We start from the raw sequence: 17,394 nt of genomic DNA on the forward strand, positions 1-17,394 counted from the left end.
ACACTTGTAGTTCGAAGCTTAAAACTTGTCGCTGTGTAGCCCTATAATGCGCGCCGGTTTTTGGGGTAATGGTCATGAGTACAGAAGATCCGCGGTTTGCAGGCATCGCCCGTTTGTATGGCATTGAAGGCCTGGAGCGCCTGCGCGCGGCCCATGTGGCGATCGTTGGCGTCGGTGGCGTCGGTTCCTGGGCGGCGGAAGCCATGGCCCGTTGTGGCGTTGGCGAGATTTCGCTGTTCGACCTTGATGACGTTTGCGTCAGCAACGCCAACCGCCAGTTGCACGCGCTGGACAGCACCGTCGGCAAGCCCAAGGTCGAAGTGATGGCCGAGCGTCTGCGCGGGATCAACCCGGATTGCACCGTGCACGCCGTGGCGGATTTCGTCACCCGCGAGACCATGGCCGAATACATCACGCCGAACATCGACTGCGTGATCGACTGCATCGACGCGGTCAACGCCAAGGCTGCGCTGATTGCCTGGTGCAAGCGCCGCAAGATCCAGATCATCACTACCGGCGGTGCGGGCGGGCAGATCGATCCGACGCTGATTCAGGTGTGCGATCTCAACCGCACGTTCAACGACCCGTTGGCCTCGAAAGTGCGTTCGACGTTGCGTCGTGATTATGGTTTTTCGCGCACCGTGACCCGCCATTACAGTGTGCCGTGTGTGTTTTCCACGGAACAGCTGCGCTACCCGAAACCGGATGGCAGTATTTGTTTGCAGAAGAGTTTTGTCGGCGATGGCGTGAAGCTCGACTGCGCCGGCGGGTTTGGTGCGGTGATGATGGTCACAGCGACGTTCGGCATGGTTGCGGCGACCAAGGCTGTGGACAAGATTGTCGCGGGTGTTCGGCGCCCGGCTGACCGAGTCAAACCTCAGGTTTGATCGGTGAGGCCTTGATCGTTCCCACGCTCCGCGTGGGAATGCAGCCCGGGACGCTCCGCGTCCCATCCAGAGCCGAACGCGGAGCGTCCGATGAGGCATTCCCACGCAGAGCATGGGAACGATCAGTTAGCGCGCCAGATCATTCATTCGCTGGAGCACGGCATTGAGGCCATTACTGCGCGATGGCGATAGTTGTCGCGAAAGCCCTAGCTGATTGAACCAGTCCGGTAAATCAACCTGGTGCAATTCAGTGGCCGACAAACCGTTAACCCGCAACAGCAACAACGCCACCAACCCACGAATCATCCGTGCATCGCTGCTGGCGCTGAATTGCCAGTGACCGTCGTGCAGTTCACCAACCAGCCAGACCTGACTCTCACAGCCATGCACCCGGTTAGCGTCACACTTGTCGGCGTCACTTAGTGGCGGCAAACGATCACCAAACTGCATCAACAACCGCGCCCGTTGTTCCCAGCCCGCTGCATTCTGAAAAGTCTGCAGCGCCTCGGCGGCCTCAACCGGCAAACTCATCGCAACAACTCCAGCGCCTGATCCAGCGCTTCAAAGAAGCGTTCCAGATCCTCGGAATCGTTGTACAGCGCCAGCGACACCCGAATCGCCCCAGCCAGTTCGAAGCTTTTCAGCAGCGGCATCGCGCAGTGATGCCCGGCGCGCACGGCAATACCTTGCTCAGTCAAAAGATGCGCGAGATCGGCGTTATGCACACCCTCGACAACAAAACTCGCCAGCGCCAATTGCGGCTTGCCGAGCAAACGAATGCCGTTACGGGCGGCAAGGCCACGCAGCAGATAGTCATGCAGCGCAGCCTCGTGGGCGGACACCGCGTCCTGATCCAGACCGGCCAGATAATCCAGCGTCGCACCTAGGCCGATCACACTGGCAATCGGCGGTGTGCCCGCTTCAAAACCCAGCGGAGCAGGGCGGAAGCGCGCGTCGTGGTAGTTGGCTTCCAGCACCATTTCGCCGCCAAACTGCCAAGGCTTCAGTTGTTCAAGCGCTGCATTGAGCCCGAACAGAACGCCTAAACCATCCGGCCCATACAGCTTGTGGCTGGAAAACACGTAGAAGTCGCAACCCAGCGCCTGCACGTCATGCCGACCATGCACCACGCCTTGCGCGCCATCGACCACGGTCAGCGCGTTCTGCGCCTTGGCCATGCCGAGTAATGCCGGCAACGGCTGCCAGGCGCCGAGCACGTTGGACAACTGACTGACTGCCAGCAATCGCGTGCGCGGGCCAATCAGATGCACAGCGGCAGCGAGGTCGATCAGGCCGTCGGCATCCAGCGGCAGAATCACCAGCTTCAGATTGCGCCGTTGTGCCAGTTGCTGCCATGGCAGCAGGTTGGCGTGATGCTCCAGGGCGCTGATGACAATTTCATCGCCCGGTTGAAAAAGATGTTCGAGGCCATAGGCCAGGAGGTTCAGCGCACTGGTGGCGCCGTGAGTAAAGATGATCTGCCCGCTGTCACCGGCATTCAGCCACTGGGCCACCTTCAGCCGACTGTCCTCGAACGCCTGCGTGGCATGAGCGCCGGGCAGGTGTTGCGCACGATGCACATTGGCTGCGCCGTTGGCGTAGTAATGCGTCAGTGCGTCGAGCAGGGCTTGGGGTTTTTGCGTGGTGGCGGCGTTGTCCAGATAGGTCTGGTCTTGCCGTTGCAGCGCGGCGATGGCCGGGAAATCGGCACGCCACGGGGAGGGAATCATCACAGTTTTTAGCCCTGGTGAAGAGGGGCGGGATGTACGCCAAATCCTGTAGGAGTGAGCCTGCTCGCGATGGCGTCCGTGAGGGCGCTAAAAGCATCGCGAGCAGGCTCACTCCTACAATGGATTATTCAAGCACTTAGTTGTGAGCGTGCAGCGCTTCGTTCAGTTCGATCGCCGATTTGTGGGTTTTGCACTCCACAGCACCGGTTTCCGAATTGCGACGGAACAGCAGGTCAGTCTGACCGGCCAGCTCACGCGCTTTCACGACTTTAACCAGATTGTTGTGCTCGTCGAGCAGCGCAACCTTGGTACCGGCCGTCACGTACAGGCCCGACTCAACGGTGTTGCGGTCGCCCAACGGGATACCGATACCGGCGTTGGCGCCGATCAGGCAGCCTTCGCCGACCTTGATCACGATGTTGCCGCCGCCCGACAGGGTGCCCATGGTCGAGCAACCGCCGCCCAGGTCCGAGCCCTTGCCGACGAATACGCCAGCGGAAACGCGGCCTTCGATCATGCCCGGGCCTTCGGTGCCGGCGTTGAAGTTGATGAAGCCTTCGTGCATCACGGTGGTGCCTTCGCCCACGTAAGCACCCAGACGCAGACGCGCGGCGTCAGCGATGCGCACGCCAGCCGGTACCACGTAGTCGGTCATTTTCGGGAACTTGTCCACCGAGAACACTTCCAGCAGCTCGCCACGCAGACGGGCCTCCAGTTGCATTTCCGCCAGTTCGCTCAGGTCGATGGCGCCTTGGCTGGTCCACGCTACGTTCGGCAGCAGCGGGAAGATCCCGGCCAGGCTCACGCCGTGCGGCTTGACCAGACGGTGCGACAGCAGGTGCAGCTTGAGGTAAGCCTCAGGTGTCGAGGTCAGTTGCGCGTCTTCGGCCAGCAGGGTGGCGACCAGCGGCTTGTGGCTTTCCGCCAGACGGGTCAGCAGCTTGCCTTGTACGGCGTCGATGCCTTTCACGGCTTCAGCCAGTTGCGCAGCCTGCGCGGTGGTGAAGGTGATGGCCTGATTGCCTTCGGTGTAACCGAGGATCGGCGCAACCGCCGCGACCAGTTCGGCCGAAGGGTTGAGCAGTGGCTGTGCGTAGAACACTTCCAGCCACGCGCCTTGACGGTTCTGAGTGCCGACACCAAAGGCGATGCTGAACAGGGAATTGGACATGTAAATACACCTCTACAAAGAGTGACGGGCTGCTTACTTCAGAGCGGCCGCGTAGATATCTGGCTTGAAGCCAATCAGGGTTCGGTCACCGAGATCGAGCACCGGGCGCTTGATCATCGAGGGTTGAGCGAGCATCAGTTCGATGGCTTTCGACTGGTCGAGATCGGCTTTGCGTTCGTCGTCGAGTTTGCGAAAGGTCGTGCCTGCACGGTTCAACACCGTTTGCCAGCCATGTTCGTCACACCATTGGGTCAGGTGCTCACGGTCGATGCCGGCGGTTTTGTAATCGTGAAAGTCGTAGCTGACAGCGTGTTCATCGAGCCAGGTGCGCGCCTTCTTCATGGTGTCGCAGGCTTTGATGCCGAAAAGGTGCAACGTTTTACTTGAAACGGTCAAGGAATCGCCCCCTTTACAGGTGCTGGAGAAAAATGGTGTCGGATTATGCCATGACCGAACGGTTTCGGGCGCCCGGCTTCATTTCCTTGCATAAATCCCTGTAGGAGCTGTCGAGTGAAACGAGGCTGCGATCTTTTGATTTTGTTTCAAAGATCAAACGATCGCAGCGTGCCGCAGCTCCTACAGGTTTGGCTTTGGTGCGTGCGACATAGGTGCAACGGTCAGACGCATCCTAAGCGGCTAATATGGCAGTTCAACGCTGTCGACTGTCTGAGATTTCCGCTATATGCAAACTGCTTACACCGTCCTGATCCTGCTGATGCTGGTTAGCGTTTCGCGTCTGGTCGGGCGGGTCATTCCGCTGCCTCTGCCACTGGTCCAGATTGCCGCCGGCGCCTTGCTCGCCTGGCCGACCTTGGGTCTGCATGTGGCCCTCGATCCCGAATTGTTCCTGTTTCTGTTCCTGCCGCCCCTGCTGTTTTCCGATGGCTGGCGCATGCCCAAGCGCGAGTTCTGGCATTTGCGCGGGCCGATCCTCACGCTGGCGGTGGGGCTGGTGTTGTTCACTGTGGTCGGCGCCGGGTACTTCATTCATTGGCTGTTGCCGTCCATTCCACTGCCGGTAGCGTTCGCCTTGGCGGCGGTGTTGTCGCCCACCGACGCTGTGGCGGTGTCGGCCATTTCGCAAAACCGCTTGCCGACCCCGTTGATGCATATATTGCAGGGCGAGGCGCTGATGAACGATGCCTCCGGTCTGGTGACCTTCAAGTTCGCCCTGGTGGCGGCCATCACAGGCGTGTTCTCGCTGACCAACGCCAGCCTGACTTTCGTCCTGGTGGCGCTCGGCGGGTTGGCGGTCGGTGTGGCCTTGAGCTGGCTGGTCGGGCGCTTGCGGGCGTGGATGATTGCCCGTGGCTGGGATGATCCGGCGACTCATGTGGTGTTCATGTTGTTGCTGCCGTTCGCGGCTTATGTGCTGGCGGAACGTCTTGGCGTCTCGGGCATTCTCTCGGCCGTGGCGGCGGGGATGATGCAGAGCTGGCTCGATCTGTTGCCAAGGCAGACCAGCACCCGATTGCTCAATCGCAGCGTCTGGTCGTTGCTGGAGTTCGCTTTCAATGGTTTGATTTTCCTCCTGCTCGGCCTGCAATTGCCGGACATCATCAAAGCCGTGGTCAGTCACGAGCCGACGTTGTGGCCGACGTTGTTCTATCGCTGCCTCGATGTCGTGGCGATTTTTCTTGCGCTGGTTTTGTTGCGGTTTATCTGGGTGCAGAGCATCTGGCGTTTATCGGTGCTGTTGCGCCGCTTGCGCGGCAAGGGCGAGCTGACGCAAGTCCCGACCGCGCGCTCCTGCTGGCTGCTGACTGTCGGCGGTGTGCGCGGTGCAGTAACGCTGGCCGGCGTGATGTCGGTGCCGATGTTGATGGGCGCGGATACGTTTCCTGAGCGTGACCTGCTGATCTTCATCGCCGCCGGGGTGATTCTGCTGTCGCTGATTTCGGCATGCATCGCGCTGCCGCTGTTGTTGCGCGGGATTGAAAAAAGCCCGGACGACAAGCGACGCCAGGAAGTGCGCGATGCCTGGCGCAAAACCGCGGAAGCGGCGATTCATGCGCTCGAGACCGAGGAAGCCACTCCGCAGGACGCTGCTCAGGCCGCTTTGTCCGCCGAGTTGAAGGCGCGGATCATGTCCGAATATCGCCATCAACTGGACGTTTTCAACGATTCCGCCGAAGCGCAGGCCCTCGCGTTTCAGATGGATTTACTCGAGCGGCGCATGCGCCTGAAAGCGCTCAGGGCACAGCGTCTGGAACTCTATAGCCTCAGTCGTCATCACCAGATAGGTGATGACGTCCTCAGAGAAGTGTTGGCCGATCTGGATTTGAGTGAGGCCAATCTGGGGAAGGTCAAATAACCCATCAAGAGTCCGCACCAGATGCCTGGTGCGGACTCTTGATGATTACTGCTGGCGAGTGATGAAGGCGCGAATCCGTTCGGCGGCTTCGACGCATTCGGCCAGGGGGGCAACCAGCGCCATGCGCACACGGCCTGCGCCCGGGTTGACGCCATCGACATCACGGGACAGGTACGAACCCGGCACCACGGTCACGTGCTCTTGCTCAAACAGGTCGCGGCAGAATGCGGCGTCATCACCTTGCACGTTCGGCCACAGATAGAAGCTGCCATCCGGACGCTGCACGTCCATCACCGGGCTGAGAATTTCCAGCACGGCATCGAATTTTTCCCGGTACAGAGCGCGGTTGGCGCGCACGTGGACCTCGTCGTTCCACGCGGCAACGCTGGCCAGTTGGGTTTGTACCGGCATTGCGCAGCCGTGGTAGGTGCGATACAGCAGGAAGCCTTTGAGGATATCGGCGTCGCCCGCCACAAAGCCGGAGCGCAGGCCTGGCAAGTTGGAACGCTTGGACAGGCTGTGGAACACCACGCAGCGTTTGAAGTCCTTGCGACCCAATTCAACGCAGGCCGTCAGCAAGCCCGGCGGCGGCGTTTGCTCGTCGAAGTACAACTCGCTGTAGCACTCGTCGGCGGCGATCACGAAGTCGTACTCGTCGGCCAAAGCGATCAGTTTTTTCAGGGCGTCGACCGGGATCAGCGCGCCGGTCGGGTTGCCCGGCGAGCAGAGGAACAGGATCTGGCAACGTTTCCAGATGTCCGGCGAAACGGCATCGAAATCCGGGTTGAAGCCGTTCTCGTCCAGGCACGGCAGGTAGTGCGGCTTGGCCCCGGCGAGGAACGCGGCGCCTTCGTAGATCTGGTAGAACGGGTTCGGGCTGACCACCAACGCATCATCGCCACGGTTGACTACGGTCTGGGTGAACGCGAACAGCGCTTCACGGGTGCCATTGACCGGCAGCACGTTGCGCGCCGGATCGATCCAGCCGCTTGGCACGCCGAAACGACGCTCGCACCAGCCGGCAATGGCCTCGCGCAGGGCGGGGATACCGAGGGTGGTCGGGTAGACGGCCATCTGATCCAGACTGTTGGCCAGCGCTTCGGCGACAAAGCTTGGCGAGCGATGTTTCGGCTCGCCGATCGACAGGGCGATCGGGCGTTTGTCCGGGTTCGGCGTGACGGTGCCGAGCAGGGCGCGGAGCTTTTCGAACGGGTACGGCTGGAGCTGGTTCAGAGCGTTGTTCATTGGGGCTGGGTCTCGTGCAAAGCCATTTGAATCCGGGGCGCCATCAAATACTGAGGCGCGACAGTTTGATATCGGGTTCCTGATTGACGCTCAGTTGCTCAACGATCGCATCCTGCAAACGGCTGCACAGCAACGGGTCGGACAACGGTTGGTTGTGGGCGTCGGTGATGAAGAAGACGTCTTCCACCCGCTCGCCGAGGGTCGCAATCTTGGCGTTCTGCAGCGACAGGTCGAACTCGAGGAAAATCCCGCCGATCCGTGCCAGCAGGCCCGGGCGATCAGGGGCGGTCAACTCCAGCACGGTCACCGGACGCTGCGCATCGTTGTGGATGGTGACCTGCGGCGCAAAGGCGAAATGCTTGAGCTGGCGCGGCACGCGGCGCTGGATGATCGTCGGGTAATCGTCTGGGTTGCGCAGGGCTTCGGTCAGGCCTTCGCGGATCTGCTTGACCCGTGCCGGGTTGTCGCCGATGGATTCGCCTTCGTTGTCGAGCACAATGTAGGTGTCGAGGGTGAACTGGCTGCTCGAAGTGATGACCCGGGCGTCGTGAATGTTCAGGTTGAGCTGATCCATCGCCGCCACGGTCACGGCGAAAAAGTCGTGCTGGTCCGGTGCATAAATGAAGATTTGCGTGCCGCCCTCGAACTCGCGCTGGGTGGTTTCCTTGATCAGTACGAGCGGCCCGCCATCGACCGGTTGCTGCAGGATCGCATCGCTGTGCCAGGCCACGTCGCCGGCGGTGTGGCGCAGGAAATAGTCATCGCCCAATTGCGCCCACAACTGCTCGACGTCGTCCGGGTCGGTGCCACCACGCACCAGAATATCCAGCGCGGCGCTTTGGGTCTGGCGGATCTGCTCTTCGCGGTCCACCGGGTTTTCCAGGCCACGGCGCAAGGCGCGCTTGGTCTCGGTGTAGAGCTGGCGCAACAGGCTGGCGCGCCACGAGTTCCACAGCGTCGGGTTGGTCGCGTTGATGTCGGCCACGGTCAGCACGTAGAGATAGTCGAGGCGGGTTTCATCGCCAACCGCCAAGGCAAAATCGTGGATCACCTGCGGGTCGGACAAGTCCTTGCGCTGGGCGGTGGTCGACATCACCAGATGGTTCTGCACCAGCCAGACAATCAGACGGCTATCCCACACCGGTAACTGATGACGCTGGCAGAACGCCTCGGCATCGACTGCGCCGATCTCCGAGTGATCGCCATGCCGGCCTTTACCGATGTCGTGGTACAGGCCCGCCATGTAGATCAGTTCGGGCTTAGGCAGTTTGGCCATGAGTTTGGCGGCCAGCGGAAATTTCTCCGAGACCTGGGTGTACTGCAATTTGCGCAGGTGCTTGATCAGGTTCAGCGTATGCGCATCGACCGTATAGATGTGAAACAGGTCGTGCTGCATCTGCCCGACGATAAAGCCGAATTCGGGCAGATAACGCCCGAGAATGCCGTAACGGTTCATCCGGCGCAGGTTGCGGTGGATGCCGATCTTGCACTTGAACAGCTCGATGAACAGGCTGGTGTTGCGAATATCGTTGCGGAAGTTGTCGTCGATCAGGTGACGGTTTTCCCGCAGCAATCGAATAGTGTCGGCACGCACGCCTTTGATTTCCGGCTGCTGGGCCATCAGCACGAAGATCTCGAGCATGGCGAATGGCGTGCGGCGGAACACGTTGTCGTTGCGTGCCTCGATATAACCGTCGTGCAACTGGAAGCGTGAGTTGATCGGCTGCGGCGCAGCTTCGTCTTCCGGCGCGAGAATGACTTCCTCGAAATGCTGGATGATCAGGTCGCTGAGTTGGGCAATGCTCATCACCACACGGAAATATTGCTGCATGAAGTTTTCGACGGCCTGTTTGGCATCGTCGCCTTCAAAGCCGAGCAGCCCGGCGATGGTGCGCTGATGATCGAACAGCAAGCGGTCTTCCGAGCGGCCCGCCAGCATGTGCAGGGCGTAGCGCACTTTCCAGAGGAATTCCTGAGAGGAGGCGAGCAGGGCGTTTTCGCTTTCGACCAGGAAGCCTTCGCCGGCGAGGGCGCGCAGGTTCAGGGTGCCGTACTGACGCCGGGCCACCCACAGAATCGTCTGGATATCCCGCAGGCCACCGGGCGAGCCTTTGACGTTGGGTTCCAGGTTGTATTCGGTGTCGTTGTATTTGTGGTGACGGGCTTTTTGCTCGGCGCGCTTGGCCAGGAAGAACTCTTTGGCCGGCCACATGTGTGCGGTGCTGGTGACATCGAGCATGCGCTGGCGCAGACGCTCGGGACCGCAGATGGTGCGGCTTTCCATCAGGTTGGTGACGACGGTCAGGTCAGCGCGGGCCTCTTCGGCGCATTCGTCGACCGAGCGCACGCTCTGACCGACTTCCAGGCCGATGTCCCACAGCAGCGTCAGAAAGCGCTCGATGGAGTCGCGGAAAACTTCGTGGTCGGCGCTGTCCAGCAGAATCAGCAAGTCGATGTCGGAATACGGGTGCAGCTCACCGCGACCGTAGCCGCCGACCGCGACCAGCGCGATGTCGGCGTCTTCGCTCCAGTTGAACTGCTCCCAGGCCTTTTGCAGGATGTTGTCGACGAACCAGGCACGGTCTTCGATCAGGCGGCGAATATCGCGGCCATTGCGAAAACGCGTGTCGAGCACCTCGCGAGCCTGGCGGATCGCCTTCTTGAACGCCGCGATAGGACTCGCTTTCAGGGCCAGTTCAGCCTGGAACTGGCCGCGGTCGAAGAGTTCGGGATCCACCTGCGGCATCGATTGGCTTTCCTTCTATAAGGCTGGGAGCGTTGTCTGGATCAGGCCGAGACGCGCGGGATGGTGTCGTCGGCGCGCAGGGTGAAGATCTCGTAACCGGTGTCGGTGACCAGCAGGGTGTGTTCCCACTGTGCCGAGAGCTTGCGGTCCTTGGTGATCGCGGTCCAGCCGTCGCCCAGTACTTTGGTGTCGGCCTTGCCCTGGTTGATCATTGGCTCGATGGTGAAGGTCATGCCGGCCTTCAGTTCCATGCCGGTGCCCGCGCGGCCGTAGTGGAGGATCTGCGGCTCTTCGTGGAAGACCTTGCCGATGCCGTGACCGCAGAACTCGCGAACCACCGAGAAACCGTTCTTCTCGGCGTGCTTCTGGATCACTTCGCCGATGTCGCCGAGGCGGCAGCCGGGTTTGACGATCTCGATCGCCTTGTACATGCATTCCTGGGTGATCTGCGACAGACGCTCGGCCCAGACTGGCACTTCGCCGACGTGGAACATGCGGCTGGTGTCGCCGTGGTAGCCGTCTTTGATCACGGTAACGTCGATATTCAGGGTGTCGCCGTTTTTCAGCGGCTTGTCGTTCGGGATGCCATGGCAGACCACGTGGTTGATCGAGGTGCAGATCGACTTCGGGTAGCCCTTGTAGTTGAGCGGGGCAGGGATGGCTTGCTGCACGTTGACGATGTAGTCGTGGCAGATCTGGTTCAGCTCATCGGTGGTGACGCCCGGCTTGACATGTTCGGCAATCATTTCCAGCACATCGGCGGCCAGTTTGCCGGCGACACGCATGCCAGCGATGTCCTCGGGAGTTTTGAGGTTGACGGTCATACAGGCTCTCTCTGCGCTCGGCGGCGCTTGCTGATACGAATAGGGTGGCGAGTGTTCGATTGGCGACCCTGAAAAACGCGATTCTAACAGACGCACGGCGCAATTCAGCGCCCGCGTGTATCGCTTCTCTCTATACAATGGTGCGTTCGGGGCCGATTCCAAGGGGGCTGCGCCCATGTCCTTGGTGCGAATACAGATTCCGGGTTCCGTTTCTGCGCACCCTGTGGTATAAAATGCGCCGCTTTCCGGGGATACCCCGAAAAGCTTAAATCCACACACGTGTCGACACGATGACCTGGGTGCTTTTGGCTTTATGCCATTGGTTGGTCATTGGGATACGTGGAGGCCAAACCCGACTTATTAAGGAACTATCATGTCCCAAGTCAATATGCGCGATATGCTGAAGGCCGGTGTGCACTTCGGTCACCAAACCCGTTACTGGAATCCGAAAATGGGTAAGTACATTTTCGGCGCGCGTAACAAGATTCACATCATCAACCTTGAAAAAACCCTGCCAATGTTCAACGAAGCTCTGACTTTCGTAGAGCGTCTGGCCCAGGGCAAAAACAAGATTCTGTTCGTCGGCACCAAGCGTTCCGCTGGCAAGATCGTTGCTGAAGAAGCAGCACGTTGCGGTTCGCCGTACGTCGATCACCGCTGGTTGGGCGGCATGCTGACCAACTTCAAAACCATTCGTGCTTCCATCAAGCGTCTGCGTGACCTTGAAGTTCAAGCCGAAGACGGTACTTTCGCCAAGCTGACCAAGAAAGAAGCGCTGATGCGCTCCCGTGACCTGGAAAAGCTGGATCGTTCGCTGGGCGGCATCAAGGACATGGGCGGTCTGCCAGACGCACTGTTCGTGATCGACGTTGACCACGAGCGCATCGCGATCACCGAAGCCAACAAGCTGGGCATCCCGGTAATCGGCGTTGTCGACACCAACAGCAGCCCGGAAGGCGTTGACTACATCATCCCAGGCAACGATGACGCAATCCGCGCTATCCAGCTGTACATGGGTTCGATGGCTGACGCAGTGATCCGTGGTCGCAACAATGTTGCTGGCGGCACTGTAGAATTCGCAGCTGAAGAAACTCAGGCTGCAGCTGAGTAATTAGCGCCCTGGCGTTAACTCAGTAAGCAAAAAGGGGGCTTGGCCCCCTTTTTGCCACCTCGAAAACCATTTGTCGGCAGCGCAGCTACAGCTCCTGTAACGTGCAGCAGCTACAAGGTGGGGCTCGGGAAGAATTGAACGCCCGTTCGATCGGGTGGAATGGTTGAAAACCTATCCAAGAGGAATTTGAAAATGGCAGCAATTACTGCAGCGTTGGTTAAAGAACTGCGCGAGCGTACCGGCGAAGGCATGATGGACTGCAAGAAAGCCCTGGAAAAGGCTGACGGCGACATCGAAAAAGCCATTGATGACATGCGTGCTTCGGGCGCGATCAAGGCTGCGAAAAAGGCTGGCAACGTTGCCGCTGAAGGCGCAATCGCAATCAAGGACGACGGTAAAGCTGCCGTTATCCTGGAAGTGAACTCGCAGACCGACTTCCTGGCCCTGCAAGACGACTTCAAAAACTTCGTTGCTGCCAGCGTTGAAAAAGCCTTCGCTGACAAGCTGACCGACGCTGCTCCGCTGATCGCTTCGCAAGAAGCTGCTCGTGAAGCGCTGGTTGCCAAAGTAGGCGAGAACGTCAACATCCGTCGTCTGACCCGTATCGAAGGTGACGTTGTAGGTTCGTACCTGCACGGCAACAAGATCGGTGTTGTTGTGGCTCTGAAAGGCGGTGACGTCGAGCTGGCCAAAGACATCGCGATGCACGTCGCTGCTAGCAACCCTGAGTTCCTGCTGCCTTCGCAAGTTTCGGCTGAAGCGATCGAGCGTGAAAAAGCTGTGTTCCTGCAGCTGAACGAAGAGAAGATCAAAGGCAAGCCAGAAAACATTGTTGAGAACATGGTCAAAGGCCGTATCAGCAAGTTCCTGGCAGAAGCAAGCCTGGTTGAGCAGGCGTTCGTCAAGAACCCTGAAATCAAGGTTGGCGAGCTGGCCAAGAAAGGCGGCGCAGAAATCGTTTCCTTCACTTACTACAAAGTAGGCGAAGGCATCGAGAAGCCGGTCGACAACTTCGCTGAAGAAGTTGCTGCCCAGCTGGCTGCCGCCAAGCAATAAGACGGTTTTTCAACTGTCGCCCGAAAGAGGCTGCCCGCTTACGCGCGCAGCCTCTTTTCAGATGGGGTTGCCAATTTTTAATTGGTTTCCACTTGGAACTGACTTACAAAGCCATGTTCCGATGGCGCTGAAGCAGCGCCAAGCTAGAGTGAACGCCAGCTGTAAACAGCTCGCAAAGAATTTTTAAATACGCCGCAGGAGAGATTCGCAATGGCTCAGCAGGGCAGTGGTTATCAGGCTCGCTATAAACGCATTCTACTCAAGCTTAGCGGCGAGGCCCTGATGGGCTCGGAAGAGTTCGGGATCGATCCAAAAGTGCTGGATCGGATGGCGCTGGAAGTCGGCCAACTGGTCGGCATCGGCGTACAGGTCGGTCTGGTGATCGGCGGTGGCAACCTGTTCCGTGGCGAAGCCCTGAGCAAAGCCGGTATGGATCGGGTGACGGGTGACCACATGGGCATGCTGGCCACTGTGATGAACGCCCTGGCCATGCGCGATGCGCTGGAACGTGCCAACATCTCGGCCATCGTGATGTCGGCGATTTCCATGGTGGGTGTGACCGATCACTACGATCGCCGCAAAGCCATGCGTCACCTGAACTCCAAAGACGTCGTGATCTTCGCTGCCGGTACCGGCAACCCGTTCTTCACCACGGATTCGGCAGCCTGCCTGCGTGCAATCGAAATCGATGCCGATGTCGTGCTCAAGGCGACCAAGGTCGATGGCGTCTACACCGCTGACCCGTTCAAAGACCCGCATGCCGAGAAGTTCGATCATCTGACTTATGATGAAGTACTGGATCGCAAGCTGGGCGTTATGGATCTGACCGCTATTTGCCTGTGCCGCGACCACAAAATGCCGCTGCGCGTATTCAACATGAACAAGCCCGGTGCCCTGCTGAACATCGTCCATGGCGGCGCTGAAGGCACCCTGATCGAGGAAGGTCAACAATGATCAACGAAATCAAAAAAGACGCTCAAGAGCGCATGCAGAAATCCCTGGACTCTCTGATCCACGCCTTTGGTCAGATTCGTACCGGCAAGGCTCACCCAAGCATTCTGGGTAGCGTGATGGTGCCGTACTACGGCGCAGACACTTCCATCACCCAAGTGGCCAATATCACTGTAAAAGACTCGCGCACCCTGCAAGTCGTTGCCTTCGAGCGCAACATGCTCGCCGCAGTCGACAAGGCAATCCAGAGCGCTGGTCTGAACCTCAACCCGACCAACCTGGGCGAGTTGTTGCTGATCTCCATGCCTGCCCTGACTGAAGAAACCCGCAAGGGCTTCACCAAGCAGGCGCGCAGTGCTGCCGAAGACGCGCGTGTTGCCGTGCGCAACATTCGTCGTGACGCTTTGGGTGAGCTGAAGAAACTGGTCAAGGACAAAGAAATCAGCGAAGACGAAGAACGTCGTGCTGCTGCCGATATTCAGAAAATCACCGACAAGGCTGAAGCTGATATCGACGCGGCTACCAAGCAAAAAGAAGCGGATCTGATGGCCGTATAAGGTTCGAGCTTTTAATGGACAAGACCAAGCAGACTGCGCCGTCCGCGGTGCCGCGCCATGTCGCGATCATCATGGATGGCAACAATCGCTGGGCGAAAAAACGCTTTATGCCGGGTGTCGCCGGGCATAAAGCGGGTGTGGATGCTGTGCGGGCCGTCATCGAGGTGTGCGCCGAGGCCAAGGTCGAGGTGCTCACCCTGTTCGCGTTTTCCAGTGAAAACTGGCAGCGCCCGGCCGATGAAGTCAGTGCCTTGATGGATCTGTTCTTCAAGGCATTGCGTCGTGAGGCCAAGCGCCTCAACGACAACAACATTAGCCTGCGCATCATTGGCGATCGTTCACGCTTTCATCCGGAGCTTCAGGCAGCAATGCGTGAAGCTGAAGCGATGACGGCGGGTGCCAACCGTTTCATCCTGCAAATCGCCGCCAATTACGGCGGTCAGTGGGATATTGCACAGGCTGCCCAGCGTCTGGCGCGTGAAGTTCAGGCTGGGCACCTGCGCCCGGAAGACATCACCCCGGATCTGCTGCAAACCTGTCTGGCGACCGGCGATCTGCCATTGCCGGACCTGTGCATCCGTACCGGTGGCGAACACCGCATCAGCAACTTCTTGCTGTGGCAACTGGCTTACGCCGAGTTGTACTTCTCCGACCTGTTCTGGCCGGACTTCAAACACGATGCCATGCGTAATGCGCTGGCCGATTTCGCTTCGCGCCAGCGTCGCTTCGGTAAAACGAGCGAACAGGTCGAAGCTGGAGCCCGGGTTTAATGCTTAAACAACGAATCATCACTGCGCTGATCCTGCTGCCGATCGCCTTGTGCGGTTTTTTCTTGCTCGAAGGTTCGGGTTTTGCCCTGTTCATCGGTCTGGTCGTGAGTCTGGGGGCTTGGGAATGGGCGCGTCTGGCGGGATTTACCGCTCAATCGTTCCGCGTCGGGTATGCTGCGGTCGTCGCATTGATGTTGTTCGTCATGTATGTACTGCCGGGCCTGGCACCGTGGGTGCTGGGGGCTTCGGTGCTCTGGTGGGCGGTGGCGACTTACCTTGTGCTGACGTATCCGCGTTCCAGCGAGCATTGGTCCACGGCTGCCACCAAACTGGTCATTGGCTTGCTGATTCTGTTGCCGGCCTGGCAGGGTTTGGTGCAGATCAAGCAGTACCCGCTAGGTAACTGGCTGATCATGGCGGTGATGGTGTTGGTCTGGGGTGCCGATATTGGTGCTTACTTCTCCGGGCGCAAATTCGGCAAGCGCAAGCTCGCCCCGCAAGTCAGTCCGGGTAAAAGCTGGGAAGGCGTGTACGGTGGTCTGGTGCTGAGTCTGCTGATTACCGCCATTGTCGCGTTTGTCCGCGACTGGACCGTCGCCGAGTTGCTTAAAGGCTTGATTGGCGCTGCGCTGATCGTCTTCATCTCCGTGGTTGGCGATCTGACCGAAAGCATGTTCAAGCGTCAGTCCGGTATCAAGGACAGCAGTAATCTGTTGCCCGGTCATGGCGGCGTGCTTGATCGTATCGACAGTCTGACCGCGGCCATTCCGGTCTTCGCCGTGCTGCTGTGGATGGCTGCACCGTGAGTCGCCCACAACAGATTACCGTTTTGGGTGCGACGGGCTCGATCGGCCTGAGCACGCTCGATGTCATTGCTCGTCATCCTGAGCGTTATCAGGTTTTCGCGTTGAGTGGTTTCACGCGTTTGAGCGAGCTTTTCGCCTTGTGCGTGCGCCACGTGCCGCAATTCGCTGTGGTGCCCGAGGCAACTGCCGCGCGCAGTTTGCAGGACGATTTGCGTGCCGCCGGTTTGCCGACCCGCGTATTAGTAGGGGAGGAGGGCCTGTGTCAGGTCGCTGCTGCTCCGGAAGTCGACGCGGTGATGGCAGCAATCGTTGGTGCAGCAGGGCTGCGTCCGACCTTGGCGGCCGTTGAAGCGGGCAAGAAGATTCTTCTGGCCAATAAAGAGGCGCTGGTGATGTCCGGCGCCTTGTTCATGCAAGCGGTGCGCAAGAGCGGTTCAGTACTGCTGCCGATCGACAGCGAACACAACGCGATTTTCCAGTGCATGCCACAGGATTTTGCTCGTGGATTGAGCTCGGTCGGTGTCCGTCGGATTTTACTCACGGCCTCTGGTGGTCCGTTCCGACAGACGCCCATGAGTGAATTGGCGCATGTTTCACCTGATCAGGCGTGTGCGCACCCTAACTGGTCCATGGGGCGCAAGATTTCGGTCGATTCGGCCAGCATGATGAATAAAGGTCTTGAACTGATCGAGGCTTGTTGGTTGTTTGATGCAAAGCCTTCGCAGGTCGAGGTGGTGATTCACCCGCAGAGCGTGATTCACTCGCTGGTCGATTATGTCGACGGTTCGGTACTGGCGCAGTTGGGCAATCCCGATATGCGTACGCCGATTGCCAATGCCCTGGCCTGGCCGGAGCGCATTGATTCCGGTGTAGCACCGCTGGATCTGTTCGCCGTCGCGCGTCTGGATTTCGAGGCGCCGGATGAAGAGCGCTTCCCTTGCCTGCGTCTGGCGCGGCAAGCTGCCGAGGCTGGCGACAGCGCTCCGGCGATGCTCAATGCGGCCAATGAAGTGGCGGTGGCGGCGTTTCTCGACGGACGGGTCCGTTACCTGGAAATCGCGAGTATCATCGAGGAAGTCTTGAACCTCGAGCCGGTTGTTGCATTGGCAGATCTCGAGGCCGTGTTTACGGCTGATGCCAAGGCGCGAGTCCTGGCTGAGCAATGGTTGAAGCGTCACGCTCGATAAAATTTGCAACACAATGGCTACACGCGGCACTGAACAGGA

The 17,394-nt window shown here is 59.2% G+C and carries 16 protein-coding genes; 9 read left to right on the top strand and 7 right to left on the bottom strand.

Annotation, left to right across the window (positions count from 1 at the left end; all coding sequences use genetic code 11):
• The first annotated feature begins 74 nt into the window (after window positions 1–74).
• A complete protein-coding gene (gene tcdA / locus CKW14_RS26720; protein WP_371857765.1) occupies window positions 75–887 on the top strand; it encodes a tRNA cyclic N6-threonylcarbamoyladenosine(37) synthase TcdA in 813 nt (270 codons plus the stop codon).
• A gap of 126 nt (window positions 888–1,013) precedes the next feature.
• Here tcdA and CKW14_RS26725 read toward each other — a convergent pair whose 3' ends face one another.
• The 4 genes from CKW14_RS26725 to CKW14_RS26740 form a co-directional block, all read right to left on the bottom strand.
• Complete coding sequence (locus tag CKW14_RS26725; RefSeq protein ID WP_095126484.1) at window positions 1,014–1,418, bottom strand: SufE family protein; 405 nt, start codon at window positions 1,416–1,418, stop codon at window positions 1,014–1,016.
• Window positions 1,415–2,620 (bottom strand): aminotransferase class V-fold PLP-dependent enzyme, encoded by a 1,206-nt coding sequence (locus CKW14_RS26730; protein WP_095126485.1) that lies wholly within the window; start codon window positions 2,618–2,620, stop codon window positions 1,415–1,417. The genes CKW14_RS26725 and CKW14_RS26730 overlap by 4 nt, the downstream gene beginning before the upstream one ends.
• Before the next feature lie 133 nt (window positions 2,621–2,753).
• A complete protein-coding gene (gene dapD / locus CKW14_RS26735; RefSeq protein ID WP_003222105.1) occupies window positions 2,754–3,788 on the bottom strand; it encodes a 2,3,4,5-tetrahydropyridine-2,6-dicarboxylate N-succinyltransferase in 1,035 nt (344 codons plus the stop codon).
• A gap of 33 nt (window positions 3,789–3,821) precedes the next feature.
• Window positions 3,822–4,184: an ArsC family reductase gene (locus CKW14_RS26740; RefSeq protein ID WP_003222107.1), complete on the bottom strand. Its 363-nt coding sequence runs from the start codon at window positions 4,182–4,184 to the stop codon at window positions 3,822–3,824.
• Window positions 4,185–4,470: 286 nt separating this feature from the next.
• Between CKW14_RS26740 and CKW14_RS26745 the strand changes: the two genes are divergently transcribed.
• Window positions 4,471–6,102 (top strand): Na+/H+ antiporter, encoded by a 1,632-nt coding sequence (locus tag CKW14_RS26745; RefSeq protein ID WP_095126486.1) that lies wholly within the window; start codon window positions 4,471–4,473, stop codon window positions 6,100–6,102.
• A gap of 45 nt (window positions 6,103–6,147) precedes the next feature.
• Here the strand turns inward: CKW14_RS26745 and dapC are convergent, their stop codons facing one another.
• The 3 genes from dapC to map are packed head-to-tail and all read right to left on the bottom strand — an operon-like array spanning window position 6,148 to window position 10,917.
• Window positions 6,148–7,347, bottom strand: a complete 1,200-nt coding sequence (dapC, locus tag CKW14_RS26750; protein ID WP_095126487.1) for a succinyldiaminopimelate transaminase — start codon at window positions 7,345–7,347, stop codon at window positions 6,148–6,150.
• Between the two features lie 43 nt (window positions 7,348–7,390).
• Window positions 7,391–10,093, bottom strand: a complete 2,703-nt coding sequence (locus tag CKW14_RS26755) for a [protein-PII] uridylyltransferase (protein ID WP_093436598.1) — start codon at window positions 10,091–10,093, stop codon at window positions 7,391–7,393.
• A 41-nt stretch (window positions 10,094–10,134) separates the two neighbouring features.
• Complete coding sequence (map, locus tag CKW14_RS26760; protein ID WP_007908857.1) at window positions 10,135–10,917, bottom strand: type I methionyl aminopeptidase; 783 nt, start codon at window positions 10,915–10,917, stop codon at window positions 10,135–10,137.
• A 373-nt stretch (window positions 10,918–11,290) separates the two neighbouring features.
• Between map and rpsB the strand changes: the two genes are divergently transcribed.
• The 7 genes from rpsB (at window position 11,291) to ispC (ending at window position 17,355) form a co-directional block, all read left to right on the top strand.
• Complete coding sequence (gene rpsB, locus CKW14_RS26765; RefSeq protein WP_003222119.1) at window positions 11,291–12,028, top strand: 30S ribosomal protein S2; 738 nt, start codon at window positions 11,291–11,293, stop codon at window positions 12,026–12,028.
• A gap of 192 nt (window positions 12,029–12,220) precedes the next feature.
• Complete coding sequence (tsf, locus tag CKW14_RS26770) at window positions 12,221–13,084, top strand: translation elongation factor Ts (protein ID WP_093436595.1); 864 nt, start codon at window positions 12,221–12,223, stop codon at window positions 13,082–13,084.
• A 210-nt stretch (window positions 13,085–13,294) separates the two neighbouring features.
• Entirely contained in the window at window positions 13,295–14,038 is a 744-nt protein-coding gene (pyrH, locus tag CKW14_RS26775) for a UMP kinase (RefSeq protein ID WP_003222124.1), read from the top strand.
• On the top strand, window positions 14,035–14,592 hold the full coding sequence (gene frr, locus CKW14_RS26780) for a ribosome recycling factor (RefSeq protein ID WP_095050399.1): 558 nt from the start codon (window positions 14,035–14,037) through the stop codon (window positions 14,590–14,592). Before pyrH ends, frr begins: the two co-directional genes overlap by 4 nt.
• A gap of 14 nt (window positions 14,593–14,606) precedes the next feature.
• Window positions 14,607–15,362, top strand: coding sequence for a polyprenyl diphosphate synthase (uppS, locus tag CKW14_RS26785; RefSeq protein WP_007908854.1), 756 nt, complete (start codon window positions 14,607–14,609; stop codon window positions 15,360–15,362).
• Window positions 15,362–16,168 carry a phosphatidate cytidylyltransferase gene (locus CKW14_RS26790; protein WP_093436592.1) on the top strand — a complete coding sequence of 269 codons (807 nt, stop codon included), beginning with the start codon at window positions 15,362–15,364 and terminating at the stop codon, window positions 16,166–16,168. The genes uppS and CKW14_RS26790 overlap by 1 nt, the downstream gene beginning before the upstream one ends.
• Entirely contained in the window at window positions 16,165–17,355 is a 1,191-nt protein-coding gene (ispC, locus tag CKW14_RS26795) for a 1-deoxy-D-xylulose-5-phosphate reductoisomerase (protein ID WP_095050400.1), read from the top strand. Before CKW14_RS26790 ends, ispC begins: the two co-directional genes overlap by 4 nt.
• The last annotated feature ends 39 nt before the right edge of the window (window positions 17,356–17,394 follow it).

It is taken from the genome of Pseudomonas sp. Irchel s3a12 (assembly GCF_900187485.1).
In the GTDB taxonomy this organism is placed as follows: Bacteria; Pseudomonadota; Gammaproteobacteria; order Pseudomonadales; family Pseudomonadaceae; genus Aquipseudomonas; species Aquipseudomonas neuropathica.

Excerpts from the sequence above, each read along its gene's own strand:
- CKW14_RS26745 (WP_095126486.1), top strand. The coding sequence starts at position 4,471 with ATGCAAACTGCTTACACCGTCCTGATCCTGCTGATGCTGGTTAGCGTT.
- map (WP_007908857.1), bottom strand. The coding sequence starts at position 10,917 with ATGACCGTCAACCTCAAAACTCCCGAGGACATCGCTGGCATGCGTGTC.
- CKW14_RS26755 (WP_093436598.1), bottom strand. The coding sequence starts at position 10,093 with ATGCCGCAGGTGGATCCCGAACTCTTCGACCGCGGCCAGTTCCAGGCT.
- CKW14_RS26725 (WP_095126484.1), bottom strand. The coding sequence starts at position 1,418 with ATGAGTTTGCCGGTTGAGGCCGCCGAGGCGCTGCAGACTTTTCAGAAT.
- CKW14_RS26790 (WP_093436592.1), top strand. The coding sequence starts at position 15,362 with ATGCTTAAACAACGAATCATCACTGCGCTGATCCTGCTGCCGATCGCC.
- dapD (WP_003222105.1), bottom strand. The coding sequence starts at position 3,788 with ATGTCCAATTCCCTGTTCAGCATCGCCTTTGGTGTCGGCACTCAGAAC.
- frr (WP_095050399.1), top strand. The coding sequence starts at position 14,035 with ATGATCAACGAAATCAAAAAAGACGCTCAAGAGCGCATGCAGAAATCC.
- dapC (WP_095126487.1), bottom strand. The coding sequence starts at position 7,347 with ATGAACAACGCTCTGAACCAGCTCCAGCCGTACCCGTTCGAAAAGCTC.
- tsf (WP_093436595.1), top strand. The coding sequence starts at position 12,221 with ATGGCAGCAATTACTGCAGCGTTGGTTAAAGAACTGCGCGAGCGTACC.
- rpsB (WP_003222119.1), top strand. The coding sequence starts at position 11,291 with ATGTCCCAAGTCAATATGCGCGATATGCTGAAGGCCGGTGTGCACTTC.
- uppS (WP_007908854.1), top strand. The coding sequence starts at position 14,607 with ATGGACAAGACCAAGCAGACTGCGCCGTCCGCGGTGCCGCGCCATGTC.
- pyrH (WP_003222124.1), top strand. The coding sequence starts at position 13,295 with ATGGCTCAGCAGGGCAGTGGTTATCAGGCTCGCTATAAACGCATTCTA.
- tcdA (WP_371857765.1), top strand. The coding sequence starts at position 75 with ATGAGTACAGAAGATCCGCGGTTTGCAGGCATCGCCCGTTTGTATGGC.